Source organism: Streptomyces sp. 11x1 (genome assembly GCF_032598905.1).
Taxonomy (GTDB): Bacteria; Actinomycetota; Actinomycetes; order Streptomycetales; family Streptomycetaceae; genus Streptomyces.
The window spans coordinates 2371661-2398570 of record NZ_CP122458.1 but is presented as its reverse complement, the minus strand read 5'-3'; the positions used below and the strand labels follow the sequence as shown (position 1 = coordinate 2398570).

Sequence of the window (26910 nt, the reverse complement as noted above, 5' to 3'; positions counted from 1 at the left end):
ATGTTACTGCCCGGTCTACGCCAACTGTCGTATGAGGAGGAACGGCTGAGGAGGGGACAAAGCGCGCTTGATGGGGTACGCGAAGGGGTGGATGAATCACACCAAACGCGACGCACGGGACGGTAAACCCGTGCCGGGGGCACGGGTCTGTTAATCGCAGCACATTCGGGGTCGAACGCCCCGGCTCATCGGCGTAGCAGCACCCTGCGGGTCGCGCGGGCCAGCCGGGCCGTCGGCCGCTGGGAGAGCGGTGTGGGGCCCGAGCGCTCCAGCCACCAGCGACGCACCTCGCGCAGCACGTCCGCGTCGTCGGGGCGGCCCGTGAGCAGCACGTGCTCGGCGAAGGAGAGGGCGTCCCGCCGATAGCCGTCGGTCATCGGGTGGCCCTGCGCGTACGCGACGAAGGTCGATCGGTACGACGATCCGAGAATCTCCGGGAGCTCCGGTGCCACCTTCGCCACCACGTCCGCCCGCTTGGCCGCGAGGGCCCTCGCCTGGACGCCCAGCCGCACCCGGTCGAACCCCTCGGGCACCGGGGTCCCGGCGACCAGCGCGGACAGCAGCGCCGCCTGCGCGAGGCCGAGCCGCTGCCGGGCGGCGGGTTCGGCCTCGGTGACGGGCGTGGTCTTGGTGACGGGCTCGGTCTCGGCGGCGGGCTCGGTCTCCGTGCCTGCCGCCGCCCCGAGCGCGCCCGACTTCCGCCCGGGGCCGCGTACCTCGGCCTTCTCCAGCACCCCCCGGATCGACCCCAGCTCGCGCTCCAGCTCGCCCGGCTCGGGGAAGTTGTCGTCGCGCTCCAGGAGTACGCCCGGCGGGGACACCCGGGAGGCGAGGTCGGCGAGGATGTCGAGGACCTGCTGCGGGACGGGGTGGGCGTGGCTGTCGTGCCAGACCCCGTCGCGCTCGAAGCCGCCCGCGACATGGACGTACGCGATCGCCTCGACCGGCAGCTCGTCGAGCGCCTTCGCGGGGTCCTCGCCCCGGTTGACGTGGTTGGTGTGCAGGTTCGCCACGTCGATGAGGAGCCGGACGCCGGTGCGGTCGACGAGGTCGTACAGGAACTGCCCCTCGGTCATCTCCTCGCCCGGCCAGTTGATGAGCGCCGCGATGTTCTCCAGCGCGAGCGGCACCGGCAGTGTGTCCTGGGCGATCCGGACGTTCTCGCACAGCACGTCCAGGGCGTCCCGGGTGCGCGGCACCGGCAGCAGGTGTCCGGCCTCCAGCAGCGGCGACGCGGTGAGGGCGCCGCCCGCCCGGACGAAGGCGACGTGCTCGGTGACGAGGGGGGCGCCCAGTGCCTCCGCGCGCTCGGCGAGGGAGCGCAGGCGCTGCTCGTCAGGGCGGTCGGCGCCGCCCAGACCGAGGGAGACACCGTGCGGCACGACCGTGACGCCCCGCTCGCGCAGGCGCAGCAACGATTCGGCGATGTGGCCGGGACAGACGTTCTCGGCGACGACCTCGACCCAGTCGACACCGCCGTCCGTACCGGCCATGCGTTCCACGGCGTCGGCGATCTCCGGCCGCCAGCCGATCCCCGTCCCCAACTGTGCGATCTGCTCCATCGTCCCGTCCCCTCCTCGGTCACGTCGGCCACGGCTTCACCAGGACCCTGTGTGTCTCCTTACGGCGGACCTGTGTTCCGGCGTGACGGAGTCATGGCCCCGTCAGCCGGGGCCGAACCCCGTGGAGGGGACCTTCAGAGCAACATTTGAGCTTTCTACTGGACCTGCGGCTGCCCCTGGTCCTTGTTGATCTCCTCCGGGTCCGGACGTCCGGTGGGGACGTTCCCGGACTCGAAGGGCGACGGCTTCGACTGCAGGTCCGGGTTGGTGGACGGCACCGCCGGGGGCGCGGCGGGCGGCACCCGGCCGGGAACGGGCGGCGGCGGGCCGGTGGGGCTCGCGGTACCGCTGACCGAGTTGTCGGCGATCGTCGCGAAGTCGACCTCGCCGGTCTTCTCCAGGATCGTGATGTGGTCCAGCACGGTCTGGTTGGCGTCGGAGGCCAGCTGGCGGATCAGCGTGTTGCGGGTGGAGTTCCGCACGGAGGCGATCGCCGGGAAGATCTTGCCGTGGGCGGCCCGCAACAGGTTCGCCCAGGTCTTGTTGTACTCGGCCTCGGTCTTGCTGGCGGTCATCTGGTCCAGCCAGCCCTGCTGCTCCGCCGTCGGCTGGTTGGGCAGCTCGACGCCCAGCTTCGCCGCGATGACCCGGGACCGCTTGTCGAGGTCGGTGTGGCCCACGATCAGGTGGTCGGCGGCCTCCCTGACGGACTGGCTGCCGCTGCGCTCCAGCGCCTGCTGCCCGGCGGGCAGCTCCCACAGGCCCGCCAGCCGCACACGGATGAGCAGGTCGCGGTCGCCGGGGGTGAGCGGCCCCCACTGCGTGGTCACCGTGTCGCCGGTGAGCGCGGCCGCGGCTGTCGCGTTGCGGTTGGGGTACGAGTAGAAGATGGGGTAGGCGACCGCGGTGAGCGTGCCGGCGATCGCCAGGGCGACGAGGACGGAGCCCTTGGAGCGTCGCAAATGAGCCTCCGGGAGGAAACCAACTGATCGTTGGGGACTGAACTGTTGCTTGGGCGCGGATGGTGTCCGCTGGGATACCGCTGATACCGTTGTGACTGTCCGGTCCCGGGCCGCCGCCCGGGGCGGGGCCGGGGCGGCGTCAGATCGTGCCGTTGGCGATCGCGTCGAAGTCGACCTGGCCGGTCTTCTCCAGCACCGTGATGTGGTCGAGCACGGTCTGGTTGGTGTCCGAGGCCAGCTGGCGCACCAGGGTGTTCTCGGTCTGGTTCCGGATCGCTCCGATGGCCGGGAAGATCTTGCCGTGCGCGGAGCGCAGCAGGTTGGCCCAGACCCGGTCGAACTGGTCGTCGGTCGCGTTGTCCATCTGCGCGAGGAAGCCCACCTGCTGCTCGTTCGGCACGTTCGGCAGCTCGACGCCCAGCTGCGAGGCGACGTTGCGCACCCGCTCGTCGAGGTCCTGGTGACCCACGATCAGGTGGTCGGCGGCCTCCCTGACCTCCGGGCTCTTCGACCGCGCCATCGCCTTCTCGGCGGCGGGCAGCTCCCACAGGCCGGCCAGCCGGACACGGATGATCAGGTCGCGGTCGGCGGCCGTCAGCGGTCCCCACTGGGTGTTCACCGTGCTGGCGGCCATGTTGGCCTGGGCGGTGCCCGAGCGGTCGGCGTAGGACCATACGGGGAACGCCAGCGCGCCGACGGTGACGACGAGAGCCAGGCTGGCGATGACCGAGCCGTTGAGACGCCGCAAAGTGATCCTCCCGGGTGATGCCAACTGGTCGTTGGAGCAGTTGCTTGGCCAGTACCGGGAAGTACGTGCGGGGTGCCTGTGGTGTTCAACGCCCTTTGAACCGGCTGAGGACGGGTGGGGCGCCGGGCGGTGGCCGATCGGCTGGGTGAGGCTTACCGGGGCGGCCCCCTCCGCCGCGCACCGGCGGCGGCCTGCCGCCCGGCGGACGGGGCCTCCCCGGCGGCGTGCCAGAGCGCCGCCGACCGGGCGATCCACGCCGACAGCGCCACCAGGAGCGCGCACAGCGCGAGGGACCACAGCACTGCCGCCGCTCCCGGGACGAGGGGACGATCCGTCAGGACGATGCCGCTCTGGGGCGCGAGCGGCACACCCCCGACCAGCCCGAGACCCAGGCCCACCGTCGGCAGCAGAACCGCCCGGGTGCCACCGCCGAACAGGGCGGCCCGCCAGACACCCAGTCCGATCACGGCGAGGGCGGCGGGCGCACACAGCAGCACGATCGTCCAGCGCGCGTCGAGGGCGTCGATCCGGTTGAACATCAGCCACAGAAGGGTGAGCAGTCCGCTCGCGGCGACCGAGACGGCCAGCCCCGCGGTGAAGCGTTCGGTGAAGCGGAGCCGGAACAACTCCCGCGGCCGGGCGATCTCGGCGGCCCGTGCGGCTGCCGACGGATGCACGGCCAGTGGCCCGAGGCGCCACCGGCAGGCGGGTCGGCCGCGCTCGGTACCGACCACGTCCAGCAGCCCTGGTCCGGCGCCCCAGGCTGCGGCCCGCACGTCGGCCCCGTAATCACGTGGTGGGTCAGGAACGCAACGCGGTGTGGTCCGCGACCACCGTGCAGGAGCCCGGGGCGATCTCCGTGAAGCCCGCGTCCCGTACGACCGGGAGGGCGGCGGTGGTGAGGGTCCGCCAGTGGGCGGGGGTGGCCGCGCGGACGGCGAGGGGGAAGCCCGCGTCACGCCAGGCGGTACGGGCCGCCTCGTCCAGGTCCCACCACGCGAGCTGCGCGCCGTGGCCCGCCTGGGCCATCGCCTTGCCCGCCGACATCGTCACCTCGGGGTTGAGCCACAGCACCGGGGCCGCGGGCTCCGGGCCGGCCGGCGGCTCCGGGTCGTCGAGGTCCGTGCCGGAGACCTGGAGGCGGGCCAGGTCCTTGGGCCAGCCGTCGAGCGGGACCGGTGGGAAGACGCGCACCTCGGCCGACTTGCCCGTCACCGTGATTCCCGGCAGCGCCTCGGCCCGTCGCCACTCCGCGCCGCGCGCCCGCCGGACCACCTTGCGGATCCGGGCGTCCTGCCAGCTCCGCATCGCCTCGGCCCACTCCCCGTCGCCCAACGACCGCGCGTCGCTCAGCATCACCAGCACTGCCCGCGCCGACGTCTCCAACGCGTCCGTACGCGCCGGGGGCGAGGCCTTCTCGATGCGCGCGACCAGCGGCAGCACGAACTGCGGCGCCTCGTCGCGGGAGGTCCGCTCGTCCCGGAAGGGGCTGTCCGGCGTGGGGCTGTCCTGAGGGGTGTCACTGGTGGTCACCCGCCCAGTCTGCCAGGCGGACATCTTGTTCCCGCGCCCCTGCTCGCCCGCCTGTACGGGGACTTGTACGAGGATGGGGGCATGGAACGTGAGTTACTGCTGAGGCTGGAGGGAGTCGGCCGACGGTACGGCTTCCGCGGCGACTGGATCCTGCGCGGCCTCGACCTGGAGATCGCCGCCGGCGCGCTGATCCGGGTGGAGGGCGCGAACGGCACCGGGAAGTCGACACTGCTCCGGGTCCTCGCCGGGCTCGACGCCCCCACCGAGGGCCGGGTGACGGGGCGCCCGCGCACGGCGTACGTCCCCGAGCGCTTCCCCGCCGCCCTGCCGTTCACTGCCGTCGAGTACCTCACCCACCTCGGTGCCGTGCACGGCCTGGACCGCCCCTCCGCCGCCCGGGCCGCCCATGCTTGGCTGGAGCGCTTCGGGGCCGCCGAGTACGCCCGTACGCCGATGGCGGAGCTCTCCAAGGGCAGCAGCCAGAAGGTCGCCGTGGCCCAGGCGCTGCTGGCCGAACCGGAGTTGCTCGTCCTCGACGAGGCGTGGACCGGCCTGGACTCCGACGCCCGCGAGGAGATGGAGCGGGTGGTGGTGGAGCGGACCGCCGCCGGTGCCGCGGTGGTCTTCGTCGACCACGACCCCCGGCGGCTGGTCGGGGCGCCGGACGCGACGTACGCGGTGGTGGGAGGGGCGCTCGAACCCCGGGTCCCGCAGGGCGCCGCCCCCTCGGTCTCCGTGGTCGTCGAGGGACGGAGCCCAGTGGACACACAAGTCCCGGAGGCCGTGGGGAAGTTGGCGACGGTCGTCGAGGAAATGGTCCACGGCACGCACCGGTTCACGGTCCCGCAAGCCCGATCCGACGAGCTGCTGCGGGCGTTGCTGGACGCCCGACCGCCGTGGCACGTGGTGAGCGTGACGCCGAAATCCGCACCCCTGCCCGAAGCGCGACCGGAAGCGACGCCGGAACCCGAACTGGAAAGCTCCTGATGACCGCCCTCCTCCGCTACCAGGCGGCCCTCCTCGTCCGCTCCCAGCGCTGGCTGCCGCCCGTCATCCTGTACGCGGCGTTCCTCGCCATCGGTGTGCAGCGCGGACAGCCCGTGCTCGACTCGCTCGGCTACACGGCCGCCGCGCTGCTGCCGGTATCCGCCTGGCTGATGCGGATCTGCGTCACCAACGAGCCGCCCGCGGCCCGCAGTTGTACCGGTGCGGCGGCCGGTCCCGGGCGCGCGCACCTGGCCTGTGTCCTGGTCGCGTTCTCGGCGGCCGCGCTCCTCGGGACGGCGGCCACGGTCCTCGTCACGTTCATCAGTGCCCCCACGAGCACGGACCACCAGACGCGGGTCGAGGCGCTCCCGGCGGGCGGCGCCGGACTCCTCGCGGCCCTCGTCTGCGCCCTCCTCGGCACGGCCGTCGGCGCCCTCACGAACTGGCCACTGCTGCGTTCACCGGGCCGGGCCGTCCCCGCGCTCCTGCTCGGCGCACTGCTCGCGCTGGTGATGGCCGGCTCCCCGGCCAGGGCGGCGGTCACGGCCCTGGTCGACGGCTCGCGGCACGCGACGATCCCGGTTCCCGTCCTGCCCCTGCTCGCGGCCGGGCTCCTCACGGCGGCCGCGACCGCCGTGGCGTGCGCCCTGACCAGACGCCGCTCAGCCTGAACAGGCGATCCGCTCGGCCTCCCGCCACTCGCAGACCGGGCACAGAGTGATCCCCTTGTGGGACTCCGGGTACTCGGTGGGCTTCCGGCACAGGACGCACTCGGCGAGGGCGCCGCTGTGGTCGTGGTCGCTCATGCGTCCAGCGTAGAGCGGCCTCGCCCGGACCCGAACAGACCTGTGCGGGCCTACGCGGGCCCGCTCAGGGCGCCGCCACCGCCTTCGCCGCCGTCGTCCCCACCAGCTCCGACACCTTCACGAACCGGAAACCGCGCTCCCGCAGCGCCGGCACGATCTTCCGCACGGCCCGCTCTGTGACCGGTGCGGCGCTGCGCGTGCAGTGCATGACCACGACGGACCCAGGCCGCACCCCGTCCAGCACCTCCCGCACCACCTCGTCCGCGTCCGTCGCGAACGCGTCGCCGCTCGCCACGTCCCACTGCACCGCCGTCACCCCGGACGCGCTGAGCCTGCGCAGCGCGCGGCTGTCGTAGCAGCCGCCGGGGAACCGGAAGTACGGCATCGGATCCCGGACCCCGGCCTCGCGGAACACCCGGTACGCCCGCTCCAGGTCCGCCCGCATGCGCGCGGGTGCCATGGTAGGCAGGCCGTAGCAGTTCTCCGTGAAGGCGTGATGGCTGTACGAGTGGTTCGCGACCTCGAACAGGGGGTCCCGTCCGATGGACCGCGCCTGGATCGGGTACTCCTCGACCCACCGCCCCGTCATGAACAGCGTGGCCGGGACCTTCAGCTGACGCAGCGCGGCGATCAGCTCCGGATTGTCGAACCGTTCGCCCGCGGCGGCTCGCCCGCCCTGATCCGCGGTCATGTCCGCGTCGAAGGTGAGCGCAACTGTCTTGTCAGTGCGGCTGCGCAGACCGTGCTCGAACACCGGGGTCAGCCCTGCCGGACCCGGCGCGAGTGTCGGCGGCCGGGACGCCGTCGCCACCGAGGGGCTGGCGGTGGCGTTGACGATGCGCGTCGAGGCGTGCGGGGTGCCGCAGGCGGCGAGGGCGGCACCGAGCGCGCCGAGTGCGCAGAGCGCGGTGATGCTACGTACGGGACTGATCACCGCACGAAAGTACGGCGATGGGGTCAGCGGACAGTCGTTTCAACTGCCCAACGCGGGGGAGTCCGCACCGAAGTCACCCGCCTGGGCGATGAAGGGGGCCCAGGCGGCGGCGGAGAGGGTGAGCGCGGGCCCGCCGGGCCGCGTGGAGTCCCGGACGCGGACGGCGGAGGGGAGGGGGGCGACTTCTACGCAGTCGTCGCCCTGATCGCTGCTGTAGCTGCTTTTGAACCAGGCCGGTGCGGCGGTGCTCATAGCGCTCCTCGCATTCGCTCCAACAGGCCCATGGAGTCCTGCGGAGAGAGGGCCTGCGAACGCAGTCTCGCATAGCGCATCCCGAGTGCGGCGACGTCTTTCCGGTCAGTGATCAGGCGTCCGGTCTCCTGCCCCTCGGAGTACGCGTAGCGCTTGCCGTCCGGGGTTTCGAGCAGGCGGATGGGGCCGGCCAGACCCGCGTGGTGCGTGCTGTTCGCAGGCATGATCTGGAGGGTGACGTTGCGGAGTTCGCCGACCGACAGCACGTGGTCGAACAGGCTGCGGGTGGCGTCCCGCCCACCCAGGCGCCGCATGAACACGGCCTCCTCGATGATGAAGTCGAAGGTGGTGTGCGGCCGTTCGCGGAGGAGCCGCTGCCTGTCCGTGCGGGCCGCCAGCCGACTCTCCAACTCGGTGTCGGAGAGCGGCGGGACACGGTTGCCGAAGAGATCGCGCGCGTACGTCTCCGTCTGCAGCAGTCCTGGGATCAGACGGCACTCGTACGTGCACAGGCTCACCGCGTGCCGCTCCAGCTGAGCCCAGCGGCGGAACCACGACGCCAGCCCCGGTTGTCGCGAGACGTGCTTCGCAGCCCTCAGCAACGCGCCCGTGTTGCCCAGCACACGATCCGCCCGCTCCACGAACACCTCATCCGCCATCCGCCTGCCCAGCTCGATGGAGGCCACGGTGTGCACGCTGAAGCTCACCAGCGGAGCGAACTGCTCCCGCGTGAAGCCGTGATGCTCGCGCAGCGCCTGCACGAACGCCCCGAACGTCTTCAGGCTGTCGGACGGGTCCGGCTCCCAGTCGACACCCATGCTCGGCCACCTCCAGATGAGTCGGATCTCCCCACGATCAACTCACCCAGAGTCACGAACGGTTACGCGTACTGCCCATCGAACAGGCGTGTACGGCCCGGAGCCGTACATGTTGGCCGCGCGCCACGTCTACCAGTCGGTGAGGTCCACCAGGAGATCGCAGTGCGGGTCGTCGGGGCTGGGCCGGTGCCGTTCCTCCTCCTCCACGAGTGAGGCGAGTGAGGCGATGAGGGCGGTGAGGGCGTCGGTGAGACGGATGTCGGCGCCGATGACACGCCGGCCGTCGGGGTGCCGCACGTAGAGCCGCAGCAGGCCGTCGCCCCGCATCAGGAAGCCGATCAGGAAGGGGTCCTCGTCGTCGCCGGGGTCCGACAGGGCGCGCAGCACGCCGAGAACCCGGTCCGGCTCGGACTCGGGGGCGGAGGTGATCCGCTCCGGGCGGAGGCGGATCAGCGTCATCCCCATGACGTCGCCGATGTCGTCGCTGCTGTAGAGCTGGGTTCCGGCCAGAGTGGTGCGCAGGATGCCGGGGATGTACGCGGGGGCCACGACATCGTGGGGGATCTCGTAGAGGAAGGTGATGCCGTCCTCGTCGTCGCCGGCGCGGACGGCGATCCGGACGGCGCCCGGGGCGGGCAGCACGCCGAGCAGGCGGCAGCCTTCGGAGAGGGGAGCGTTCAGGTAGTACAGCAGCAGACGACTGACAGCCGCCTGCTGCTCCCGGTCCTCATTTTCGGAGTGCGTCACCTCTTCAGCATGCGGGGTGGGACGAGCCGGCGGGTGTCGTCAGCGGCGCCACGGCCCCGTGACCGCGAAGGTCGTGCCCGGGGTGTAGCAGTTGACGTACATCGTGTCGCCGTCGGGGGAGAAGGTGACGCCCGCGAACTCGCCCCATTCGGGCTCTTCGGGGGTGCCGATGTCCTGGGCGTTGCGGGCCATGGCGTAGACCTCGCCGCGGCGCGTGACGCCGTAGACGTGCTGGGCGCCGTTGCCGTCCTCGCAGACCATGAGGCCGCCGGAGGGGGCGAGGCAGATGTTGTCCGGGGATTCGCCGGGGAGTTGGAGGTCGGTGTCGGGGCCGAAGGCGATGACCAGGGTCAGGGTGCGGTGGTCGGGGTCGTAACGCCAGATCTGGCCGTAGTGGTCGGCGGCCGAGCCGTCCGAGCTGCGGGCGAAGGAGGAGACGAAGTAGACGCAGCGACCGCCCCAGTAGCAGCCTTCCAGCTTCTGGGCGTGGGTGATGCCCTTGGGGCCGAAGTCCTGGTGGCGGATGGCGGTCTGGGCGGCCAGGGGGTCGGGGACGTCGACCCATTCGATGCCGTCGAAGCAGGCGCCGGGCTCTTGGACGGGGGAGAGGTCGGGGACGCCCGGGACGCGCATCGCCTGCAGTCGGCCGCCCGCGCGCAGTGAACCGAGGCCGCCCTTGGGCTTGTTGGGGAGGAAGCGGTAGAAGAGGCCGAAGGGGCGCTCGAAGGCGTCCTCCGTCTCGTAGACGACTCCCCGCTGCGGGTCCACCGCGATCGCCTCGTGCTGGAAGCGGCCCATCGCGGTGAGGGGCACGGCTCCCGAGCGCCGCGGGTCGGCCGCATCGACCTCGAAGATGAAGCCGTGGTCCTTGGTGTAGCCGTTGGTGCCGGCCTTGTCCTCGTTCTCCTCGCAGGTCAGCCAGGTGCCCCAAGGGGTGGGCCCGCCCGCGCAGTTGACCGCCGTGCCGGCGATGGCGACCTGCTCCGAGAGCACCTTGCCCCGGGCGTCGATCGTGAGGGACGTACAGCCGCCCTTGGCCGCCGGGTCGTAGGTGAGGCCCTGGATCGTGGGGACCGGGATACGGCCGTTGTGGCGGTTCTCGTGGTTGCGGACGAGGTGGACACGGCCGTGTCTGCCGGGGAAGGCGGACATGCCGTCGTGGTTGCTGGGCACCGGGCCCTCGCCCGACCTGAGGGGGTCGCCCTCACGGGAGAGGATCCGATAGCGGAAACCTTTCGGCAGGTCGAGCAGGCCGTTCGGGTCGGGGATCAGGGGGCCGTAGCCGGAGTGGCCGAGGGTGCTCTGCGCGGTGGCCGTGCCGACGAAGAGCTCGGAGAGGGCTCCGGTGAACGCGATGCCTGCGATACCGGCGCCCGAGCGGGCGAGGGCCTGACGGCGGGTCACTGACACGGGGGACAACCTTCCTGCTGGCGGACAGGATGTGACCCGCCCGTGTGTATCACGTGGTCAGCGCCACGTGAACCACGCGCGTAGAGGTCGAGCGCGGAGTCGTCCTTCGTGTCACTCGGTCGGAGGGGGTGGGAAAGGTGGGGCGGAGGGAGGTGGGGGAGGGGTCTGAGGGCGCGAGGGCGGGGGGGGGGGGGGGGGGGGTCGGCGAGGGGCCCGCCTGGGAGCGTTCCAGGAAGCGGAGGAGTTCCACGGGGAAGGGCAGGACCAGGGTGGAGTTCTTCTCGGCGGCCACCGCCACCACCGTCTGCAGCAGGCGGAGTTGGAGGGCGGAGGGGGTGTCGGCCATCTCCTTCGCCGCCTCGGCCAGCTTTCTCGACGCCTGCAGTTCCGCGTCCGCGTTGATGATGCGGGCGCGGCGTTCCCGGTCGGCCTCGGCCTGGCGGGCCATGGAGCGTTTCATGGTGTCGGGGAGGGAGACGTCCTTGATCTCGACGCGGTCGATGGTGACGCCCCACTCCACGGCGGGGCTGTCGATCATCAGTTCCAGGCCCTGGTTGAGCTTCTCGCGGTTGGAGAGGAGGTCGTCGAGGTCGCTCTTGCCGATGATGGAGCGCAGGGAGGTCTGGGCCATCTGGGAGACGGCGAAGCGGTAGTCCTCGACCCGTACGACCGCGTTCGCCGGGTCGACGACCTTGAAGTAGACGACCGCGTCGACACGGACGGTGACGTTGTCGCGGGTGATGCCCTCCTGGGCCGGGACCGGCATCGTCACGATCTGCATGTTGACCTTGCGGATGTGGTCGAGGCCGGGGACGACCATGGTGAAGCCGGGGGTTCTGGGGGCGCCGCGCAGTCGGCCCAGGCGGAAGACCACGCCTCGCTCGTACTGCTTGACGACTCGGGCGGCGGCGGCGACGTAGACGACCGCGGCGGAGCCGATCGCCGCGGCGGTGATGAGCAGCGTCTCGACCATGACGACCCCCTTGAGTCGTCCGGTGTGTGTGCGAGTACCACGATATGTCGGAGGCGGGGGGTGGGGCGACTGTCGGTCGGGAGCGGGGCGGGGCTGGAAGTGCTCCGGCGCTGGGGTCGGGCGGGGGTGGGAGTCGCTTGCCGCGCTTACAGGGTGCCGCCTGCGCCCACCCGTGCCGCCCCAGCGGCACGATTGCCCGCAGACGGGGTGAGCCGGTCGGAGCTTGTGGAGGGGGCGGGCCGGAGTCCGCAGGCGGGGTGAGCCGGTCGGAGTTTGTGGAGGGGGCGGGGCGGAGTTTGTGGGGAGGGCGAGTGTGTGGGGGACGAGTCGGCGCCCCGGCCGTCAGGCCGGGGCACCGGGGGCTGGCTGGGTCAGGGTGTGGCTGACGTGGCCTTTTCTGGTTCTGGGACTGTCATGCGTACCGGTTCCGTACCCGTCGCGCTGTGGCGGGCCGCCCAGTTCTCCAGGGCGGTGCGGCAGGCGTGGTCCAGGTGGTGGAGGCCGGTGAGGTGGAGTTCCACCGGGCGGTCCTGTGGGAGGGACTCCAGGTCGTCCAGTATCTTCGGCAGGCGGAGGAAGGTCGCGTTGCCGGAGAGGTAGGCCTGGACCGGGCCGGCGCCCTTGTCTATGACCTCCAGCTTGATGTGAGAGGCATCCCAGGCAGTCTTGGCCACGGAGAGGGCCAGACCGATCAGCACGCCCTCGAACATGTTGACCGCGACGATCGCCACGGCCGTGGCGACCAGGATCAGCGCCTCGCCCCGGTGGCCGCGCCACAGGGAGACGACCCCCCGGAAGGGGATCAGTTTCCAGCCCGCGTGGACGAGGATGCCGGCCAGGGCCGGCAGCGGGATCAGCGCGAGCGCCCCCGGCAGCGCGGCCACGAAGAGCAGCAGCCAGACGCCGTGCAGGACGCGGGACGCCTTCGTCTTCGCACCCGCCTGGAGGTTGGCGGAGCTGCGCACGATCACCGCCGTCATCGGCAGCGCGCCCAGCAGCCCGCACACGGTGTTGCCGGCGCCCTGGGCGATCAGCTCCTTGTCGTACTCGGTGCGCGGACCGTCGTGCATCCGGTCCACGGCCGCCGCGCTGAAGAGGCTCTCGGCGGAGGCGATGAGGGTGAAGGCGAGGATCGTGCCGAGAAGGGCCACGTCGGCGAGCCGGCCGAAGGCGTCCGGGCCGGGCGGCTGGATCACGTCCAGCAGGCCCTTCACCTCGACGTTCGCCACCGGGAGGCTGAAGGCCAGACTGGCGCCGGTGGCCAGCAGGACCGCGGCGAGCGCGCCGGGCACGAGCTGGACCTTCTTCGGCAGGCGCTTCCACAGCACCATCGCGGCGATGGTGCCCGCGCCGACCGCCAGCGAGGCGAGCGCGGTGGTGCTGCCGACGGCATCGACGAAGGCGCCGGGCAGGTCCGCGATCTTGTCGATGCCGGAGGCGGGGGCCTTCAGGCCGGCCGCCGCGTAGAGCTGGCCGGCGATGATCACCAGGCCGATGCCGGCGAGCATGCCCTCGACGACGGAGACGGATATCGCCCGGAACCAACGGCCCAGCTTCAGCGTGCCCATGGCGAGTTGGAGCAGACCGGCGGCGAGCACGATGACTCCGAGGGCGGGCAGCCCGAACTGGCGGACCGCCTCGAAGACCAGCACGGTCAGACCGGCGGCGGGGCCGGAGACCTGGAGGCTGCTGCCGGGCATCATTCCGGCGACGATGCCGCCCACGATGCCGGTGACCAGGCCGAGTTCGGCCGGTACCCCGGAGGCGACGGCGACGCCGACGCACAGCGGGAGGGCGACCAGGAACACGACGAGCGAGGCGCCGAAGTCCTGTCGCAGATGGGGAAACCTGGAGGACGGGGACGGGGGAGAGGTCGGGGAGTTCACCTCGGACACCTGGCCGCCGGTCACAGGGTCTCGAACTTGTCGGAGTCCACGCGGTGTTCGCGCACGGCACCCGTGTGGACCTCGTAGTACCAGCCGCGCAACCGCAGCCGACCGTCCGCGAGGCGCTTCTCCACGCACGGGTAGGAGCGCAGGCGCAGCAGCTGGCTGAGGACGTGGTTCTGCACGCCGTCGGCGACCGTCGGGTCCTCGACCGCCCCTGCCGGGCGGGGGGTGGCGCTGGTCAGCCAGTCGCGTACGGCCGGTACGGCGTCCAGGTCGTCGCCGCGCACCAGGGCGCCCACGGCGCCGCAGTGCGAGTGTCCGCAGACCACGATGTCGGTGACGCCGAGGACCTCCACGGCGTACTCGATGGTGGCCGTCTCGCCGGTGGGGCGGTCGGCGGTGTACGGGGGGACGATATTCCCGGCGGTGCGCAGTTCGAAGAGCTCGCCGGGGCGGGCGCCCGTGATCAGGGCCGGGACGACCCGCGAGTCGGAGCAGGTGATGAACAGGACCTCGGGGGACTGGCCTTCGGCCAGCCTGGCGAACTCCTCAGGGCGCTGTCCGAACGTACGGGCGTTGTCGATGAGGGGCTGCATGATGTGGTGACTCCTCCTGGCGCGCCTCGTGGCGCGTCGGGCTTGCACGACAGAGTGGGGGGAACAGGCGCTCCGCGGCTCAGCAGCGGAAGACCTGGAGAGCGGCCGGGGTGTGGGCCGTGAGGGGTCTCGACGCCCGGTGGTGCGGGGCCGAGGGCCGTTCGGGTGAGCTCGCGGCCGCCGGGTTCTCCCCCAGCGGCGGACGCGCGGGCGTTTCGGGAACGGTGTGCGTGGTGAGGCGATGCCGGTCGCGTGTGCGATGTGGACCGGTCGGGTCCTGTGAGGGTGCGCATGTGCGGTGGGTGGCCGCGGTGTCACGCAACGGCTTCGCGGTGGGGGTGTTTCCGGGCTCGGCTTTGGCCTTGGCGTGACCAGGTGTGTGCGCGGCTGCGAAGGATGTGGTGGGAGCGAAGAACGCCAGGGTGAGCAGGACGGCGGCTAGGGCCGAAAGGACGGTCCGGGTCGTCGCACCTCGCAATATGAGCCTCCTCGCTGGCAGTTCCGGGTGTCTCCCATGCGTCGACACTTGCTCGACTTGGTCAACCGATGGTCAACCACTGGTCAAGAAACACGTTAACCCTGCAAAGTTGTTTGCAGGGTTAACTTAACGTTGCGAGCTGAAGAGAGCCTGAAAAGCGAGGGCGGGTTGGCTGGAAACAGCCCTTGACCTGGGGGAGTTCCGCTGGGTCGGGCTACGGCCGTTGGTGGTGCGCTCAGTGCTTCACGAGTCGCTCGGCGTCGCGCGCGAGGGCGGTGAGGCGGGAGATGGCGCGGAAGTACTTCTTGCGGTAGCCGCCGTTCAGCATCTCCTCGCTGAACAGCCGGTCGAAGGGCAGCCCGGACGCGAGCACGGGTACCTCGCGGTCGTACAGCCGGTCGGCGAGCACCACCAGCCGCAGCGCCGTGGACTGGTCCGGCACCGGCTCGACGTCCGTCAGGCAGACCGCCTTCAGACCGTCCGTCAGGGCGCCGTACCGGCTGGGGTGGACGCGCGCGAGGTGGCCCAGCAGGTGCGGGAAGTCGTCGAGCGAGGCGCCCTCGGTGGCGTACGCCGCCTTGGTGACCTCCTCGTCGGAGTACGGAGCCGGGGCCTCGGGCAGACCGCGGTGGCGGTAGTCCTCGCCGTCGATGCGCAGGGAGCGGAAGTGGGCCGACAGGCCCTGGATCTCGCGCAGGAAGTCGACCGACGCGAACCGGCCCTCGCCGAGCTTGCCCGGCAGTGTGTTCGAGGTGGCGGCCAGTGCCACGCCCGCGACGACCAGCTTGCCGAGCAGGGTCGACACCAGGACCGTGTCGCCCGGGTCGTCCAGCTCGAACTCGTCGATGCACAGCAGGCGGTGCCCGGAGAGGGTCTGGACCGTCTTCTGGAAACCGAGGGCGCCGACCAGGTTCGTCAGCTCCACGAACGTGCCGAAGGCCTTCAGGGAGGGCTCGGCCGGGGTGGCGTGCCAGAGGGAGGCGAGCAGGTGCGTCTTGCCGACGCCGTATCCGCCGTCCAGATAGACGCCGCGGGGGCCCGCCGGGACCTTGGCCTTCGCCTTGCCGAGGCCGAAGAAGCCGCGTCGGCCGGCGCCGGTCGCGTGCGCGCCGCCGAGCCCCGCCGCGAAACCGCTCAGGACACGGACGGCCTCGGTCTGGCTGGGCTGGTTCGGGTCCGGGATGTAGGTGTCGAAGCGCACCGAGTCGAAGCGGGGCGGCGGCACCATCTCGGCGACGAGCCGGTCCGCGGGGACATGGGGCTCGCGGGTGCACAGGGACGCGGGAGCCGCTTCGGGTATCGAACCGAATCCGGACACGGTGGCTGAGGACGACGACACGGTTACCGAGTCTAAGGGTCGTGCCACACTGCACGACATGCGACGCCTGTTCCCTGTGACCGAAGAGACAGCGGCCCGGACACCGGAAGCGACCGGTGGGGCGATTGCGGCCGAGGCGCCGACGGCGGTCGGCGGTGAGGGCCCGGCGGGCGCCCGGACGCGGGGCGCGGGCGACGGCCGGCCCTCGGCGGCCGGGGCACCGGCGGACGGGGCGTCGGACCTCGTCGAGCGGGAGTGGAGCCTCGACGAACTGGCGGCCGCGTACGCCTACCCCGAGCCCGCGCCCGGCGGGCGGGAGCCCTGGCTGCGGGCCAACATGGTGTCCACCCTCGACGGCGCCGCCCAGCACGACGGGCGCTCGCAGCCGATCTCCAGCGAGGCCGACATGCGGATCTTCGGCACGCTGCGAGGGCTCGCGGACGTGGTGATCGTCGGCGCGGAAACGGTAAGGCAGGAGGGGTACCGTCCGGCACGCGCGCGGGAGGCGTTCGCCGAGGCGCGCCGGGCGGCCGGACAGACGCCCGCGCCCGCCGTCGCCGTGGTGAGCGCGAGCCTTGACCTGGACTTCTCGCTGCCGCTGTTCACCTCGCCGCTGACGCCCACGCTGCTGCTCACCGGTGCCGCCGCGGCCCCGGACCGGGTCGCCACCGCCGAGAAGGCGGGGGTCCGCGTGGTGGTCGCCGGGGACGGGATGGGCGTCGACCCGGCCCGTGCCGTACGCGCCCTCGCCGACCTGGGGCTGACCCGGCTGCTCACCGAGGGCGGCCCGCGGGTCCTGGGTCAGCTCGTCGCCGCCGACGTCCTCGACGAGCTCTGTCTGACGGTGTCGCCGATGCTCACGGCCGGGGACGCGCAACGGATCGCCGGGGGACCCTCGGTGGCGGTGCCCAAGCGCTTCGCCCTGGTGTCGCTGTTGGAGGAGTCCGGGTTCCTGTTCGGTCGTTACCGTCGTACGTGAACGTGGGTCGGTCGTACGTGAAAGCGGGCGGAATCTACCGTTCCGTTTAGCTTTCGCCGGGCACACTAGAACTCTGAGGAGTGAGGGCCCCCGGGGCCCTCCGAGGAGAAGGGCGCCTGTGGTGTCGTTCACGAGCGTATTGATGATCGAGAAGGCTCTGACGTCGGCGGACGTCGAGTTCGTCACGACCCTGCACGGCGACGAGCGGGCCTCCTTCCACGTGCTGCTCCAGCCGCGCGGAAATCAGGCCGACCGGTTGCTGCGGGCCATCGACGACCTCGCCCTCGGTGAGCTGGACGAGGCGGCGCGGGAGGGGGAGACGCCGGAGGGGGAGCAGGCGATGGACGCCGGGGAACGGGCCCTGGAAGTGTCCTTGCAGGCACTGCGGGGGGCCGGGAGCACGGCGCAGGGGCGGTTGATCGAGGATCATCCGCTGGACGCGTTGAAGTCGCTGGTGGAGGAGGTCTCGGCCGATGAGGTGTTGGTGCTGACCGATCCGCATTACGTGGAGGAGTTCTTTCACCGGGACTGGGCCTCGCGGGCTCGGCACAAGGTGGGGGTGCCGGTGTTGAAGTTGTTCTCTCATGCTCGGGTGTGAGGCCGGGGGTGCCGTAGGGGTTGCCGTGTTCTGTCGGGTGCGCGTGCGTCGTGGCTGGTCGCGCAGTTCCCCGCGCCCCTGGCTGCGCCGCCGGCCAGGGGCGCGGTCCGTGGGCGGCTGCTGTACGGGCCTCCGTACAGCAGGCAATAGGCTGGGGGCGTCCGTCGGCTTCGTACGTCACCTGGAGAACACGCATGGCACCCGGCCTTCCCAGCGCCATGGAACGACCGCACTTCATCGGGATCGGTGGGGCCGGGATGTCGGGGATCGCGAAGATCCTCGCGCAGCGAGGGGCGAAGGTCGCCGGGAGTGATGCCAAGGAGTCGGAGACGGCTCAGGCGTTGCGGGCGCTGGGGGCCACCGTGCACATCGGGCACGCGGCGGAGCATCTCGCGGACGACGCGACCTGCGTGGTCGTGTCCTCGGCGATCCGGGCCGACAATCCCGAGCTGGCCCGCGCCGCCGAGCTCGGGATCCCTGTCGTCCACCGGTCGGACGCGCTCGCCCGGCTGATGGACGGGCTGCGGCCGATCGCCGTCGCCGGGACGCACGGCAAGACCACGACGACGTCCATGCTGGCCGTGTCGCTCGGTGAGCTGGGGCTGCGGCCGTCGTACGCCATCGGCGGCGACCTCGACGTACCCGGGTCGAACGCGCTGCACGGCGACGGGGAGATCTTCGTCGCCGAGGCCGACGAGAGCGACCGGAGCTTCCACAAGTATGCGCCCGAGGTGGCGATCGTCCTCAACGTGGAGCTCGACCACCACGCCAACTACGCGTCCATGGACGAGATCTACGAGTCCTTCGAGACGTTCGCCGGGAAGATCGTGCCCGGGGGCACACTGGTGATCTCCGCCGACCACGAGGGCGCGCGGGAACTGACCTCCCGGCTGTCCGGGGTGCGCACGGTGACCTACGGCGAGCGCGAGGACGCGGACGTCCGCGTTCTGTCGGTCGTGGCGCAGGGGCTGAAGAGCGAGGTCACCGTTCTGCTCGACGGGCAGGAGATCGTCTTCACGGTGTCCGTGCCCGGGCGGCACTACGCCCACAACGCCGTCGCCGCGCTCGCGGCCGGTGTCGCGCTCGGTGTACCGGCGGACGCGCTGGCGCCCGCGCTGGCGGCGTACACCGGTGTGAAGCGGCGCCTGCAGCTGAAGGGCGAGGCGCGGGGCGTACAGATCATCGACTCCTACGCGCACCACCCGACCGAGATGACCGCCGACCTGGAGGCCATGCGGGCCGCCGCCGGGGACGCGCGGATCCTGGTCGTCTTCCAGCCGCACCTGTTCTCCCGCACCCAGGAACTGGGCACCGAGATGGGGCAGTCCCTGGCGCTCGCGGACGCGTCGGTCGTCCTCGACATCTACCCGGCCCGCGAGGACCCGATCCCGGGGGTCACCAGCGAGCTGATCATCGACGCGGCCCGGACCGCGGGCGCGGACGTCACCGCCCTGCACGACAAGGCCGAGGTGCCCGCCGCGATCGCGGGAATGGCGAGGCCCGGTGATCTCGTTCTCACCATGGGCGCGGGTGATGTGACGGACCTGGGCCCGCGGATCCTGGACCGTCTTTCGAGCTGAGGGGCTGAGGTGCATGTCGTACGACGTCGAGAAGCCGGACGAGCAGTGGCGTGCGGAGCTGACGCCGGCCGAGTACGCCGTGCTGCGGCAGGCCGGCACGGAGCCCGCGTTCGTCGGTGAGTACACCGACACCAAGACCAAGGGCGTCTACTCCTGTCGCGCCTGCGGTGCCGAACTCTTCACCTCCGACACGAAGTTCGAGTCGCACTGCGGCTGGCCGTCCTTCTACGACCCGAAGGACAGCGACGCGGTGGAGCTGCTGCAGGACCGGTCGCACGGGATGGTGCGCACGGAGGTGCGGTGCGCCCGGTGCGGGTCGCACCTCGGGCACGTCTTCGAGGGTGAGGGGTACGCCACCCCCACCGACCAGCGGTACTGCATCAACAGCATCTCGCTGAGGCTGACCGCCGACGAGAGCTGATCGTAGGCGGTACCGGGGTTGACTACGTGACTACTGTGTGAAGGGTGTTGACGCGAGAGGTCTCTCGGACCGAGCCGGGGGGCCTACCGTGAACGGACTGGTGTACTTTCTGGCGGCCGCCACCCTGTGGACCGGCTTCGCCGCCCAGATGCCCAGCCTGTGGCGCGACCGGCGTGATCCGATGAAACGCGCGCTCTGCGCCGTGATCTTCCTCGCCGGATTCTGCTTCGCCCTCGGCGCCCCGCCCACCGTCGGCCTCGTCAACCGCCTCGTCGGCGTCCCCAACGCCGCCGCCTGCCTCGCCTACGGCGCGGTGAACGCCTTCTCCGCCGCGTCCCTCGTACTGATCGTGCACTGGCGGGGTGCCGACGACCCCGCCCGGCTGCGACGGGTCTCCCGCCGGTGGCTGCTCGCCTATGCCGTGGTCATCGCGGCGCAGACGGCACTCTTCGCCGTCGGGGACGCGCCCGTCGAGCGCCTCGCCGACTTCGACACCTACTACGCGGACACTCCGTTCATCCGCGAGATGATCGTCCTCTATCTGGTGGCCCACCTGGCGGCCGCCCTCACCACCACGTTCCTCTGCTGGCGCTGGACCTTCCAGCTCAGCGGCTGGACACGGCGGGCTCTGGCCGTGCTGGCCGTCGGGTGGCTGTGCACCAGCGCGTACGGCGTGCTCAAGATGGTGGCCGTCGTGGGCCGCTGGACCGGGCAGCACTGGGACCCGCTGAGCACGCGGCTCGCGCCGATGCTGGTCACCGTCGGCGCGGTCCTCACCTCGGCCGGCTATGTCCTGCCGCTGCTCGGACCGCGCGTCGACAGCCTGGTCGCCTTCCTGCGGCTCGGGCCGCTGTTCCGGCTCGTCGGCTCCGGGAGCGCCAGCCGCATCGGGCGGAACGTGCTGCTGTCCTGGCGTTCCCTCGGCGACGTCGAACTGCGGCTGACGCACCGGACGACGGCCATACGGGACGGACTGCGGGACGTGTCCGTCCACTTCGACGAGGCGGTCCGTGAGCGGGCCTACCGGCAGGCGCTGTCCCTCGGCTCCAGTGCGGGTGAGGCGGAGGCCATCGGGGACGCGGCGATGGTGGCCGTGGCCGTGATGGCGGGGACGCGGGAACGGGTCGGGGGGCCGCGTCAGGGAGGCATTCAGGGGGGCTTGGATTTCGCCGCTCTGGACGTGCTCGTGGGGATCGCTGGGGGGCACGTGGGGCCTGCGGGTGCGGGTGCGGGTGCGACGGCCGGGGGGCAGGGGCTGGATACGGGACAGTCGGCGTTGATCCGGATGTCTCGGGCGGTGCGGGCGGGGGTTGTCGAGGGGGCGGTACGCGCGGAGCGGGCGAGGGGCTGGTAGAGAATTGTTCTTCGGCTGCGGGCCGGTGGGCCCTCTCGCGCCCACGCGGCGGAGCCGCATGTCGATACAGCCCCGCGCCCCTTACCGGGCGGGGGTGTTGAGGTTGTTCAGGATGTCCCGTTCCTTCGGGGTGAGAGGCGGGCCTGACAGCGGGGGGAGCAACGGGCCCAGGGCCGTGGACAGGAGGAGGGTGGGGTGGAGCAGGTGGAGGGCGTCCGCCTGGAGGGTGGTCACTCTGCACATCGCCGCCGAGACCCGGTACGAACCGGTGGCCACGCGCGTCATGCGGCCGGTGTAGGCGGACAGCAGACGGTCGGCGAGCGTGGGGGACTTGCCCCGCACCCCCGGGAACCACTGGTCCTGGCCGACCGACATGGTCCACGCCGCGTTCACCACCTTCGCGGCGGCCCGCTGCACCCGCCGGGCCAGACCGGCGGCCCCGACACCGGTCCGGTCCAGCTCCCGGCCCAGCTCGCGCGCGCCCAGCGCGGCCACCGACATGCCCTGCCCGTAGACCGGGTTGTAGGTGGCGACGGCGTCCCCGAGTGCCACCAGCCCCTCGGGCCACCGCTCGGACTTCTCGAAGTAGCGGCGTTCGTTGCGGGTGCTGCGGCTGAGGGTCACGTCGGTCAGGGGTTCGGCGCCCGCGATCAGCCGGCCCACGAGGGGGTGGCGCAGGCCCAGGGCGAAGGGGACGAAGTCCTCCGGTGAGGCGGTGGGTTCGCCGCCCCGCGTGCCGGCGAGGCTGACCAGCCAGCGGTCGCCCTCGATCGGCAGGAGCAGCCCCGACCGGCCGGGCCGGCCGCCCGCCGGGTCCGCCGTCACCTGTGCCGGAGGGAAGTCCGCAGCGCCGACGGGGGTGCGGTAGAGGCGGGTCGCGTAGACGAGCCCGGAGTCGACCACGTCCTTGCGGATGCCCGTGATGCCGAGGTCCGCGAGCCAGTGCTCGACACGGGTGCCGCGTCCGCTCGCGTCGACGACCAGGTCCGCGCGCAGACGCTCCTCGGGTGCGCTCGTCCGCGTGCCCCCGCTCCGCTCTCCCCCGGCCGTGAACCGGACGCCGGTGACGCGCTCGGCGGTGCCGAGGAGGCCGGTGGCCGAGGCGCGCCGGACGCCGACGCGGGTGGTGCTCGCGAGAACGGCCTCCCGTACGGTCCGGTCGATCAGGTCGCGGCCGGCGATGAGCAGGGGGTGGGTGTCGTGGTGGCGGGAGCGGCGGTACCAGCCCTGCGGGCCCAGGGCGACCAGGCCGGAGGTGAGACCGCGCTCCCGGGCACCCGCCGCCAGCAGCCGTTCGCGGACCTTGCCGCCCGGCACGAGTTCGTCGATGGCGTCACGGCCGCTGGGCAGGAGGATGTGGGCATGGCGGCCCTGCGGAAGCCCTCGGCGCGGTCGGGGTTCGTCCGGAAGCTCGTCGCGCTCCAGCACGATCACCTCGTCGACGGACCGGGCCAGAGCCGCGGCGGCGAGCATGCCGCCCATGCTCGCCCCGATGACGACCGCGGTACGCGGCATGGGGTCCCCCTGCCCTCGACTGTGCCTGCCCGCACTCGACGGAAGCCTCAGCGGGCGCCCGTGTCGCTGCGGGCCCTGGAAGCGTCCTGAAGATCTTGAAAATGCGCCCGGCTTGCCCTACTTGATGGCGATTGACGTTTACCGGCAATCCAGGGTGAGTCGGGCGGCCAGAGCAAGATCTTCAGGACGCTTCTAGGCCCTGTCGTCACATTCCCGCCTGCCCCGCGACGCCATGCACGTGCTTCTCGACGCACCGGGCACCGACCCGAGTACGTCCGGTACGCGGGTCAGTGCCCGGCACGCCGAGAGCACGCTCCCCCGGTCTCGGCTGCGCTCGACCGGGAGGTACCCCCACGACGCCGCCAGGCCGCCCTTCGGGCGACGGCGGGAATGTGACGACAGGGCCTAGAAGATCAGTCCAACCGTGCTCCGCACAAGGGGAGTCGATGTGCGGCAGGGCCCGCCCGCGGGTGTCCGTGGGCGGGCCCTGGTTCTGCGGGCCTGGCTGTTCCGCTCGTCAGGCGGTGGCGCGTACCGCCTCGCGGATCACCGCCGCGACCTCCTTGGGGCGGGAGACCGCCACGGCGTGCGAGGCGCCCTCCAGTTCGGTGACGGTGGCGCCGGCGCGCTTGGCGCCGAAGCGCTGCACGTCGGGGTTGATGGCCTCGTCCGCGTCGGCGACGACTGCCCAGGACGGCTTGGTCCGCCAGGCGGCGGTGGCGGCCGTCTCCGTGAACACCGAGGTCGAGAGCGGGCGTTGGGAGACGGCGAGGATCTCGGTGACCTCGGTCGGGACGTCGGCGGCGAAGATGCCGGGGAACGCCTCGGGCTTGATGGTGACCTCCACGGCGGGGTCCGCGCCCTCGACGGGGTAGGTCCGTTCGTCGAGGTTGGCGACCAGCGGGGACAGCGGGAAGCGGTCCTGCAACTCGCCGAGGCTCTCGCCCTGTTCGGGGACGTACGCGGCGACGTAGACCAGGCCGACGACGTTCTCCGCCGTGCCCGCCACGGTGATGATCGCGCCGCCGTAGGAGTGGCCGACGAGGACGACGGGGCCGTCGACCTGGGCCGCCGCCGACGCGACGTACGCGGCGTCCGAGGCCAGACCGCGCAGCGGGTTCGCCAGCGCGCGGACCGGGATGTCCTGGCCGCGCAGCTCCTCGACGACGCCGGCCCAGCTGGACGCGTCGGCGAAGGCGCCGTGCACGAGGAGGACGGTGGGGGTGGGGGACATGGGAGGGTCTCTCCGTTCTGTGGGCCCACCGGTCGACCGCGTGATGTCGGCTGTGTGCCGGGCGACCGTGGGCAGTTGGGCAGTGCAGCTGTCGGACTGCGAGGCTGAGGGCAGTCGGTCTGCGGTCCGCGGCCTGCGGACCGCGTGGCTACTTGGCGTGCAGGGCGGTGCGCAGGGTCGTCGTGGCCAGGGTGATCGCGGCCTCGGCGGCGTGGGTCTCGCGCAGCGCGTTCAGCATGACGAAGTCGTGGATGATCCCCTGGAAGCGCACGGCGGTCACCGCCACACCGGCCTCGCGCAGCTTGTTCGCGTAGGCTTCGCCCTCGTCGCGCAGGACGTCGGCCTCACCGGTGATCACGAGGGCCGGGGGCAGGTCCTTGAGCTGGTCGGCGCTCGCCCGCAGCGGGGACGCGGTGATCTGCGCGCGCTCGGCCTCGTCGGTCGTGTACTGGTCCCAGAACCACTGCATGCCGTCACGCCGCAGGAAGTAGCCCGTGGCGAACTGGTGGTAGGAGCCCGTGTCGAAGGCCGCGTCCGTCACCGGGTAGAACAGCACCTGCTGGACCAGCGGGACGTCACCGCGCTGCTTGGCCATCAGGGTCAGCGCGGCGGTCATGTTGCCGCCGACCGAGTCACCGGCCACCGCCAGCCGGGCCCCGTCCAGGTCCTTGGAGGAGCCCTGCTCGACGACCCACTTCGCGACCGCGTAGTTCTGCTCGACGGCGACCGGGTAGCGGGCCTCGGGGGAGAGGTCGTACTCGGGGAAGACGACCGCGGCCCCCGCGCCCACGGCCAGCTCGCGCACCAGCCGGTCGTGGGTGTGGGCGTTGCCGAACACCCAGCCCGCGCCGTGGATGTAGAGGATCACGGGCAGGACGCCCTCGGCCCCGGCGGGCCGGACGATCCGGGCCCGGACACTGCCCGTGGGACCGCCGGAGACGGTGATCCACTCCTCGTCGATCTCCGGCTTTGCGATCTCGCCCGACTGCACCTCGTCGACCGCCTTCCGGCCTTCGGCGGGCGGCAGTTCGAAGAGGAAGGGCGGGTTGGCGGTGGCCTCGGCGAAGGCGGCGGCCGCCGGTTCCAGGACCGGGCGGGTCGGTTCGGGGGTGTCGGACATGTGGTTCTCCCGATGGGTCGTGATGACGTGCGGGCGCGCTCGCTTCGAGGCGTCGTACGGGCTGCGCTCGGTTCGGTGGCGCACGCCGGCGGCGCGCGGTCGTGGGTCGCACGGGCGGCGCCACGGCCAGCACGCTAGGCCGGGAGGCGGCCGCGGAATGGCCCGCCAGCGCACCGAAGTCGGTCCGGGAGCGCACGACATGGGCGGTCTCGGGGCCCCGTGCGCTGTGAGGACGAACGAGGTGCGCCGCCGGACCAGGGGGAGACGACCGACCCGCCTAGCTTTCCGGCATCGCCCGGCGATCCGCGTCGGCGGACGCCCTTTTCGGAAGGCATGCCCATGGCTCACATCGACACTGGCACTGGCATCGACATCGATGCCGTCACCGCCACTCCCGGTCCCGACCTGCTCACCCCCGACAACTGCGCGGTCCTGTTCGTGGACCACCAGCCGCAGATGTTCTTCGGCACCGGCAGCGGTGACCGCACCGCGATCATCAACGCGACCGTGGGGCTGGCCAAGGCCGCCAAGGTCTTCGACGTGCCGGTGGTGCTGAGCACGGTGGCCGCCGAGTCCTTCTCCGGGCCGCTCCTCCCGCAGCTCGCGGACGCCTTCCCCGACCGCAAGACCGTCGACCGCACGACGATGAACGCCTGGGAGGACGTCGCCTTCGTCGAGGCGGTGAAGGCGACGGGCCGCCGGAAACTCGTCATCGCCGGTCTGTGGACCGAGGTCTGCGTGGTCATGCCCGCCCTGTCCGCACTCGCCCAGGGCTATGAGGTCTACGTCGTCACCGACGCGTCCGGCGGTGTCAGCCCGCAGGCCCACGAGCACGCCGTGCAGCGGATGATCCAGGCCGGCGCCGTACCGGTCACCTGGGTGCAGGTGCTCCTGGAGTTCCAGCGCGACTGGGCCCGTACGGAGACGTACGGGCCCACCACCGAGGTGGTCAAGGAGCACGGTGGCGCCTACGGCCTCGGGATCGTCTACGCCCAGGCCGTCATCGGCGAGCACGCGGCGGGCTGAGCCAGGTCCGGTCCCGTCGGCGCGGGCGGGGCTAACGGTCGTGGAGCCGTGTGCCCCGCCGAGTCCCGCCACTCGCTCGGCGACATGCCGTACGCCGCCCGGAACACCCGGCTGAAGTGGGTCGCGCTGAGGAAGCCCCAGCGGCCGGCGACCGAGGCGATGGTCCGGCGGTTGCGGACGCCGAGCACGAGGTCGCGCCGGCACTCCTCCAGGCGGCGGCGCTGGACCCAGCGGCCCACGGACATCCCCTCGTCCTGGAAGAGCCGGTGCAGATAGCGCACCGAGATGTGGTGGGCCCCCGCGATCACCTCGGGCGACAGGTCCGCGTCGGCGAGATGCGCGTCGATGTACCGCAGGACTCGCGCCATCAGCGGCGAACGGCCGACCGGTGTGTCCCCCCGGTCGCCGCCTTGCGCACCGGTGCGGGCCCGGCCCAACTGCTCCGCTGCCAGCGTGGCCAACAGGTTCACGGCGTTCCGGGCGAGCATCTCGCCGACCGGGGGCTCCGCCGAGATCGCCGAGACCGCCGTGTCGGCCAGCTCGGACAGGAACGGCGACAGCAGGGTTCCCAGCCGGGTGGACCGGGCCACCGGTTGCGCGACGACGCGCCGCAGGTCGTCGCCGCCGTCCTCCAGCCCGAGCTCCTCGCGCGCGACCAGGAAGACCTTGAGGCGGCAGTGCTCGGGGAAGTCCAGCAACGGCGGGTGGTTCGCGTCGTAGAAGCAGATGTCGCCCGGGTGGAGCGAGAGGTCCGGGATCCGGGCGGCCGACGGCTCCCGGGTCCCGCGCAGCCCCACGAACAGGTACGTGCCCCCGGCCCGCGCGGTCAGCCGGTACGCCCCGGCTTCCGGCCGTCCCTCCCCGGGCAGCTCGGCGGCGTTCCCGCCGAGGATGCTGATGCGGAGACCCGCCGGGGTGATGGTGCGGAGACTGGTCGGGGCGATGGTGCCGATGTCGGACCTCGTCATCTGTGCCTACCTCCAAGGCCGTTCGAGCACACCGTGCAGTGACTTCACCCGGAGCCTAGGAAGGGGGATGTGAAAAAAGAGTGACCGTGAAGTGACGGCGGT

27 protein-coding genes are annotated in these 26910 nt (G+C 71.9%); 8 read left to right on the top strand and 19 right to left on the bottom strand.

What is annotated here, in order from left to right:
* Positions 1–185: 185 nt before the first annotated feature.
* The 5 genes from P8T65_RS10670 to P8T65_RS10650 form a co-directional block, all read right to left on the bottom strand.
* Complete coding sequence (locus P8T65_RS10670) at positions 186–1562, bottom strand: DUF692 domain-containing protein (protein ID WP_316725183.1); 1377 nt, start codon at positions 1560–1562, stop codon at positions 186–188.
* A gap of 155 nt (positions 1563–1717) precedes the next feature.
* A complete protein-coding gene (locus tag P8T65_RS10665; protein WP_316725182.1) occupies positions 1718–2524 on the bottom strand; it encodes a DUF4142 domain-containing protein in 807 nt (268 codons plus the stop codon).
* A 139-nt stretch (positions 2525–2663) separates the two neighbouring features.
* Complete coding sequence (locus P8T65_RS10660) at positions 2664–3272, bottom strand: DUF4142 domain-containing protein (protein WP_316725181.1); 609 nt, start codon at positions 3270–3272, stop codon at positions 2664–2666.
* Positions 3273–3424: 152 nt separating this feature from the next.
* Complete coding sequence (locus tag P8T65_RS10655; protein WP_316725180.1) at positions 3425–4048, bottom strand: hypothetical protein; 624 nt, start codon at positions 4046–4048, stop codon at positions 3425–3427.
* A gap of 25 nt (positions 4049–4073) precedes the next feature.
* Positions 4074–4829 carry a peptidyl-tRNA hydrolase gene (locus P8T65_RS10650; protein WP_316725179.1) on the bottom strand — a complete coding sequence of 252 codons (756 nt, stop codon included), beginning with the start codon at positions 4827–4829 and terminating at the stop codon, positions 4074–4076.
* Between the two features lie 57 nt (positions 4830–4886).
* Here P8T65_RS10650 and P8T65_RS10645 point away from each other — a divergent pair, with 57 nt between their 5' ends.
* Positions 4887–5792: an ATP-binding cassette domain-containing protein gene (locus P8T65_RS10645; protein ID WP_316725178.1), complete on the top strand. Its 906-nt coding sequence runs from the start codon at positions 4887–4889 to the stop codon at positions 5790–5792.
* Entirely contained in the window at positions 5792–6463 is a 672-nt protein-coding gene (locus P8T65_RS10640; RefSeq protein WP_230213147.1) for an ABC transporter, read from the top strand. Before P8T65_RS10645 ends, P8T65_RS10640 begins: the two co-directional genes overlap by 1 nt.
* On the opposite strand, the gene P8T65_RS10635 is transcribed toward P8T65_RS10640, so the two are convergent.
* From P8T65_RS10635 to zapE, 10 genes are all read right to left on the bottom strand, one after another.
* The gene (locus P8T65_RS10635) at positions 6455–6598 is read right to left on the bottom strand and encodes a hypothetical protein (protein WP_316731960.1); all 144 of its coding nucleotides are present in this window, start codon (positions 6596–6598) and stop codon (positions 6455–6457) included. The genes P8T65_RS10640 and P8T65_RS10635 overlap by 9 nt on opposite strands.
* A 64-nt stretch (positions 6599–6662) precedes the next feature.
* The gene (locus P8T65_RS10630; protein WP_316725177.1) at positions 6663–7532 is read right to left on the bottom strand and encodes a polysaccharide deacetylase family protein; all 870 of its coding nucleotides are present in this window, start codon (positions 7530–7532) and stop codon (positions 6663–6665) included.
* 39 nt (positions 7533–7571) lie between these two features.
* Positions 7572–7784, bottom strand: a complete 213-nt coding sequence (locus P8T65_RS10625) for a DUF397 domain-containing protein (protein ID WP_184900559.1) — start codon at positions 7782–7784, stop codon at positions 7572–7574.
* A complete protein-coding gene (locus P8T65_RS10620; protein WP_316725176.1) occupies positions 7781–8602 on the bottom strand; it encodes a helix-turn-helix transcriptional regulator in 822 nt (273 codons plus the stop codon). The genes P8T65_RS10625 and P8T65_RS10620 overlap by 4 nt, the downstream gene beginning before the upstream one ends.
* 129 nt (positions 8603–8731) lie before the next feature.
* Positions 8732–9349, bottom strand: coding sequence for a hypothetical protein (locus tag P8T65_RS10615; RefSeq protein WP_316725175.1), 618 nt, complete (start codon positions 9347–9349; stop codon positions 8732–8734).
* Between the two features lie 39 nt (positions 9350–9388).
* Positions 9389–10753 (bottom strand): PhoX family protein, encoded by a 1365-nt coding sequence (locus tag P8T65_RS10610; protein ID WP_316731541.1) that lies wholly within the window; start codon positions 10751–10753, stop codon positions 9389–9391.
* Positions 10754–10808: 55 nt separating this feature from the next.
* Positions 10809–11732, bottom strand: coding sequence for a slipin family protein (locus P8T65_RS10605; RefSeq protein ID WP_316725174.1), 924 nt, complete (start codon positions 11730–11732; stop codon positions 10809–10811).
* A gap of 371 nt (positions 11733–12103) precedes the next feature.
* Positions 12104–13618: a SulP family inorganic anion transporter gene (locus P8T65_RS10600; RefSeq protein ID WP_316725173.1), complete on the bottom strand. Its 1515-nt coding sequence runs from the start codon at positions 13616–13618 to the stop codon at positions 12104–12106.
* Between the two features lie 20 nt (positions 13619–13638).
* The gene (locus P8T65_RS10595; RefSeq protein ID WP_230213161.1) at positions 13639–14217 is read right to left on the bottom strand and encodes a carbonic anhydrase; all 579 of its coding nucleotides are present in this window, start codon (positions 14215–14217) and stop codon (positions 13639–13641) included.
* Between the two features lie 713 nt (positions 14218–14930).
* On the bottom strand, positions 14931–16073 hold the full coding sequence (gene zapE / locus P8T65_RS10585; RefSeq protein ID WP_399098683.1) for a cell division protein ZapE: 1143 nt from the start codon (positions 16071–16073) through the stop codon (positions 14931–14933).
* On the opposite strand from zapE, the gene P8T65_RS10580 reads away from it, so the two are divergent.
* From P8T65_RS10580 to P8T65_RS10560, 5 genes are all read left to right on the top strand, one after another.
* Positions 16072–16992, top strand: a complete 921-nt coding sequence (locus tag P8T65_RS10580) for a pyrimidine reductase family protein (protein WP_316725170.1) — start codon at positions 16072–16074, stop codon at positions 16990–16992. The two genes, zapE and P8T65_RS10580, sit on opposite strands and share 2 nt — an antisense overlap.
* Before the next feature lie 142 nt (positions 16993–17134).
* The gene (locus P8T65_RS10575; RefSeq protein WP_316725169.1) at positions 17135–17590 is read left to right on the top strand and encodes an indole-3-glycerol phosphate synthase; all 456 of its coding nucleotides are present in this window, start codon (positions 17135–17137) and stop codon (positions 17588–17590) included.
* A 194-nt stretch (positions 17591–17784) separates the two neighbouring features.
* Entirely contained in the window at positions 17785–19170 is a 1386-nt protein-coding gene (gene murC / locus P8T65_RS10570) for a UDP-N-acetylmuramate--L-alanine ligase (protein WP_316725168.1), read from the top strand.
* Positions 19171–19183: 13 nt separating this feature from the next.
* Complete coding sequence (gene msrB / locus P8T65_RS10565; RefSeq protein ID WP_184900575.1) at positions 19184–19591, top strand: peptide-methionine (R)-S-oxide reductase MsrB; 408 nt, start codon at positions 19184–19186, stop codon at positions 19589–19591.
* Positions 19592–19679: 88 nt separating this feature from the next.
* Positions 19680–20945: an MAB_1171c family putative transporter gene (locus P8T65_RS10560; RefSeq protein WP_316725167.1), complete on the top strand. Its 1266-nt coding sequence runs from the start codon at positions 19680–19682 to the stop codon at positions 20943–20945.
* Positions 20946–21026: 81 nt separating this feature from the next.
* Here the strand turns inward: P8T65_RS10560 and P8T65_RS10555 are convergent, their stop codons facing one another.
* From P8T65_RS10555 to P8T65_RS10545, 3 genes are all read right to left on the bottom strand, one after another.
* Positions 21027–22460 carry a pyridine nucleotide-disulfide oxidoreductase gene (locus tag P8T65_RS10555; RefSeq protein ID WP_316725166.1) on the bottom strand — a complete coding sequence of 478 codons (1434 nt, stop codon included), beginning with the start codon at positions 22458–22460 and terminating at the stop codon, positions 21027–21029.
* A gap of 517 nt (positions 22461–22977) precedes the next feature.
* A complete protein-coding gene (locus P8T65_RS10550) occupies positions 22978–23694 on the bottom strand; it encodes an alpha/beta fold hydrolase (RefSeq protein WP_184900579.1) in 717 nt (238 codons plus the stop codon).
* A gap of 148 nt (positions 23695–23842) precedes the next feature.
* A complete protein-coding gene (locus tag P8T65_RS10545; protein WP_316725165.1) occupies positions 23843–24814 on the bottom strand; it encodes an alpha/beta hydrolase in 972 nt (323 codons plus the stop codon).
* A gap of 339 nt (positions 24815–25153) precedes the next feature.
* On the opposite strand from P8T65_RS10545, the gene P8T65_RS10540 reads away from it, so the two are divergent.
* Positions 25154–25840 carry a hydrolase gene (locus P8T65_RS10540; protein ID WP_316725164.1) on the top strand — a complete coding sequence of 229 codons (687 nt, stop codon included), beginning with the start codon at positions 25154–25156 and terminating at the stop codon, positions 25838–25840.
* Here P8T65_RS10540 and P8T65_RS10535 read toward each other — a convergent pair.
* On the bottom strand, positions 25801–26808 hold the full coding sequence (locus P8T65_RS10535; RefSeq protein WP_316725163.1) for a helix-turn-helix domain-containing protein: 1008 nt from the start codon (positions 26806–26808) through the stop codon (positions 25801–25803). The genes P8T65_RS10540 and P8T65_RS10535 overlap by 40 nt on opposite strands.
* Positions 26809–26910 lie beyond the last annotated feature (102 nt).

Coding starts and splice junctions, on each gene's coding strand:
- P8T65_RS10635 (WP_316731960.1), bottom strand. CDS start 6,598: ATGAGCGACCACGACCACAGCGGCGCCCTCGCCGAGTGCGTCCTGTGC.
- P8T65_RS10650 (WP_316725179.1), bottom strand. CDS start 4,829: ATGTCCGCCTGGCAGACTGGGCGGGTGACCACCAGTGACACCCCTCAG.
- P8T65_RS10670 (WP_316725183.1), bottom strand. CDS start 1,562: ATGGAGCAGATCGCACAGTTGGGGACGGGGATCGGCTGGCGGCCGGAG.
- P8T65_RS10640 (WP_230213147.1), top strand. CDS start 5,792: ATGACCGCCCTCCTCCGCTACCAGGCGGCCCTCCTCGTCCGCTCCCAG.
- murC (WP_316725168.1), top strand. CDS start 17,785: ATGGCACCCGGCCTTCCCAGCGCCATGGAACGACCGCACTTCATCGGG.
- zapE (WP_399098683.1), bottom strand. CDS start 16,073: ATGTCGTGCAGTGTGGCACGACCCTTAGACTCGGTAACCGTGTCGTCG.
- msrB (WP_184900575.1), top strand. CDS start 19,184: ATGTCGTACGACGTCGAGAAGCCGGACGAGCAGTGGCGTGCGGAGCTG.
- P8T65_RS10595 (WP_230213161.1), bottom strand. CDS start 14,217: ATGCAGCCCCTCATCGACAACGCCCGTACGTTCGGACAGCGCCCTGAG.
- P8T65_RS10575 (WP_316725169.1), top strand. CDS start 17,135: ATGATCGAGAAGGCTCTGACGTCGGCGGACGTCGAGTTCGTCACGACC.
- P8T65_RS10645 (WP_316725178.1), top strand. CDS start 4,887: ATGGAACGTGAGTTACTGCTGAGGCTGGAGGGAGTCGGCCGACGGTAC.
- P8T65_RS10580 (WP_316725170.1), top strand. CDS start 16,072: ATGCGACGCCTGTTCCCTGTGACCGAAGAGACAGCGGCCCGGACACCG.
- P8T65_RS10540 (WP_316725164.1), top strand. CDS start 25,154: ATGGCTCACATCGACACTGGCACTGGCATCGACATCGATGCCGTCACC.
- P8T65_RS10535 (WP_316725163.1), bottom strand. CDS start 26,808: ATGACGAGGTCCGACATCGGCACCATCGCCCCGACCAGTCTCCGCACC.
- P8T65_RS10555 (WP_316725166.1), bottom strand. CDS start 22,460: ATGCCGCGTACCGCGGTCGTCATCGGGGCGAGCATGGGCGGCATGCTC.
- P8T65_RS10545 (WP_316725165.1), bottom strand. CDS start 24,814: ATGTCCGACACCCCCGAACCGACCCGCCCGGTCCTGGAACCGGCGGCC.
- P8T65_RS10620 (WP_316725176.1), bottom strand. CDS start 8,602: ATGGGTGTCGACTGGGAGCCGGACCCGTCCGACAGCCTGAAGACGTTC.
- P8T65_RS10550 (WP_184900579.1), bottom strand. CDS start 23,694: ATGTCCCCCACCCCCACCGTCCTCCTCGTGCACGGCGCCTTCGCCGAC.
- P8T65_RS10605 (WP_316725174.1), bottom strand. CDS start 11,732: ATGGTCGAGACGCTGCTCATCACCGCCGCGGCGATCGGCTCCGCCGCG.
- P8T65_RS10625 (WP_184900559.1), bottom strand. CDS start 7,784: ATGAGCACCGCCGCACCGGCCTGGTTCAAAAGCAGCTACAGCAGCGAT.